The organism is Streptomyces sp. 8N706 (assembly GCF_052245415.1).
Classification (GTDB): domain Bacteria; phylum Actinomycetota; class Actinomycetes; order Streptomycetales; family Streptomycetaceae; genus Streptomyces.
Map to the genome: position 1 here is coordinate 1 of NZ_JBQQBW010000224.1, position 2,978 is coordinate 2,978.

Sequence of the window (2,978 nt, forward strand, 5' to 3'; positions counted from 1 at the left end):
CCCGCCCCCTCCCGCCGGTGGCCCCCGGCCGCTCCGGCTGGGCCTCCGCCGGTGGCCCGGTCCACTGGGCCTCTCCGTCCGGTGGCCCCCCAGGGCCCCTTGTGCCCCCGGCCGCTCCGGTTGCTCGTGCCGGTGACGGGGCCTGAGCCCTCCCTCCGGGGGCTCTGGAGGCCGCCTCTTGGGGCTTCCGCCGGTGGCCTGGGTGCTCCCCCCGTCGGTCCGGCCGGTGCGCGGGTTTGCGGCGCTCGTGAACTGCCCTGGCCGGGCACTAGATTGGGGCCGGTGCGCAAGCAGGCCGGGTCGGTGAGGGGACGAGGGCAGTACATGGATACCGAGGGCACTCACGACTCGCGCGGTACGCGTTCCCATCGAGTGCCACGGCAGTCGGCGCCCGTCGTGCCGCCGCGGCCGCAATCAGCGCCTGCGCAGGGCGACGGCGGAGCCGCGGCGGGCCAGGCGTTCCTCACCTGGCTGCGGACCCCCCGGACCGAGGCCGAGCCCGGCATCTGGACGTACGCCCACCGGCCCAAGCCCCCCGAGGAGCCGGACCGGACCCCCGGCCGTCAGCTGGTCAGTGGTGCCCTGATCGCGTTCCTCTGCGGGTGGCTTCTCTGGTCCCTGTGCTGGAACGGCTATCTGGGCAGCTACTGGCTGTGGCCGCTGTTCCTGTTCACCCCCGACTCCTGGCGGGAGGCCGGCGGCGAGCAGATGGCGTACGTCTGGGCCTCGTACATCTACTACGGTCTCTTCGCGCTGCTGCTGGTGGTGGTCTTCGGGCGGCTCGGCCGGTTGCCCGAGATCTGGCGGCGTTACGGGGCGCGGGCGCTGCACCGGGTGTGGGACGAGTCCTCCGCCCCGCAGCCCGTGCGGCCGCAGAGCGACCCGGCGGCCTGGCCCGAACTGCGGGAAACCGGTGCGGCCGCCGTCGCCGACCGGCTCGCGGAGGAGGCCCGTGCCGGGCGGATGAACGATGTGGACCACGCCCGGATCCATCGCGCCTGGCAGTCCGTACGGGCGCGGCCGGGGCGGCTGGAGGCCTTCGTCGACACCGTGCGGCGCGAGGGGGCCGCTGCGTGTGCCCACCCGTCCGGCAGGCGTGACCTGCCGGTCCGCATCGGCCGTCATGACCTTCTCGCCCGGCAGGTGCGGATCGGTGCCGCGGTCGACGATCTGCGCAACCCGTACCGGTACCGGGGCACCGGGTTCGCCCTGGACCCCGCGCTCCTGGGGACCTCGCTGCTTGCCGTCGGCCCGCCAGGTTCCGGGAAGACCGCCCAGGTGGTGCGGCCCGTGCTGGAGTCGCTGTGTCTTCAGGCGCTCGCCGGACAGGCCGCGGTCGTGGCCGTCGGGGCGGCGGGGGCCGGGCTCGCGCCCGACGACGCGTTCGATGTGGTGATCAGGATCGGCCAGCCGGACTCGGAGTACGACCTCGATCTCTACGGCGGCACCACCGACCCCGACGAGGCGGCCGGTGTCCTCGCCGAGGGGCTGCTCGGCGACCTGGCCGCGACGAACCCCGCCGCGGACATCCGCCGCGCCGCCACCGCGCTCGCCCAGCTCCTCGGGCCCTACCGCGCCGTCCACGGCCGCTTCCCGTCGGTGCCGGAGCTGAGGGAACTGCTCGACGGTTCGCCGGAAGCGCTCGGTGAGCTCCGTACCGCGCTCGCGGGGCAGGCCACACAGCTGCGGGAACTCGACGCCCGGGAGCGGCAGTCGGAGCGTCCGGGCGATGTGGGGGCGCTGCTCGCCGACCGGATCTCGCTGCTCGACCGGCCCGCCTTCGCCGGGTTCTTCGACCCGGCCGGTGGGGCCCGGCTGTTCTCCCTGCGCTCCCTCGAACACCCGCTGCGGGTCCGTATCGATCTGCCGGAGCGGGGCCACGCCGAGGCGTCGAGGATGCTGGCCCGCCTGGTGCTCGCCCAGTTCACCGAGTGCGCGGCGGCACGGGCGGACCGGTCGCTGTTCGCCTGCCTCGTTCTCGACGACGCCACGCACACCATCACCGCGGAGTCCCTCCGAGGTGTCCAGCGGCTCCGCTCGGCCCATGCGGGGACCGTTCTGACGCTGCGGACCCTCGAGGACGTACCCGAGGCGCTCAGGACCGCGACGCTCGGCGCGGTCGGCTGCCGGATGGCTTTCGCCGGGGTGACGACCTGGGACGGGGCGCGGTTCGCGGAGGTGTGGGGCAAGGAGTGGGTGGAGACGCGCGATGTCACCAACCGCCAGATCATCGCGGACGAGCCGTTCACCCGGCTCGTGCACACGGTGCGGCGGCTCGTCACCGGGCGGGCCGTGACGGCCGAGTCCGTGACCGTACGGAGGGTGGAGCGGGAGCGCTGGTCCGCCTCCGAGCTGGCCCACTCGGTGCCGGCGGGGCACGCGGTGCTGTCGCTGACCACGGTCCGCGGTGATCACGCCCCGCCGCTGCTGGTGGACCTGCGGGCCTGACCCGGTGCCGGGAATTCGTCCGCTGAGGCAGAATCGACATGAGCCGTTCGTACGGGACGGCGAAGTCGTCGCCTGAAGGTGCCATGCCTCCCACGCTCGCCTCTCTTGTCCACCACTCCGCGCTCAAGCTGGGCGTCCGCGCCGGAGAGGAGCGCCTGGAGACCGCCGTGCGCTGGGCGCATGTGAGCGAACTCGACGATCCGGTGCCGTACATGGAGGGCGGGGAGCTGCTCCTCACCACCGCCATGAAGCTCGACGCCGAGGACGAGGAGGCGATGCGCCGGTACGTCCGGCGGCTCGTGGGCGCCGGTGTCGTGGGGCTCGGGTTCGCCGTCGGGGTCAACTACGAGGACATACCGCGGGCCCTGCTGGGGGCCGCGGAGGAAGCGGGCTTCCCGCTGCTGGAGGTGCCCCGCCGCACCCCGTTCATAGCGATCAGCAAGGCGGTCTCCGCCGCCATAGCGGCGGACCAGTACCGGGCCGTGACGGCGGGCTTCGAGGTCCAGCGGGAACTGACCCGTGCCGCGTTG

The 2,978-nt window shown here is 73.9% G+C and carries 2 protein-coding genes; both read left to right on the plus strand.

Annotated features, from left to right (window positions below; all coding sequences use genetic code 11):
• Nucleotides 1-324 precede the first annotated feature (324 nt).
• On the plus strand, nt 325-2,448 hold the full coding sequence (locus ACTWQE_RS33905) for an ATP-binding protein (RefSeq protein ID WP_443332936.1): 2,124 nt from the start codon (nt 325-327) through the stop codon (nt 2,446-2,448).
• 83 nt (nt 2,449-2,531) lie between these two features.
• On the plus strand, nt 2,532-2,978 hold a 447-nt coding region (locus tag ACTWQE_RS33910), incomplete at its 3' end, for a PucR family transcriptional regulator ligand-binding domain-containing protein (protein WP_443332935.1).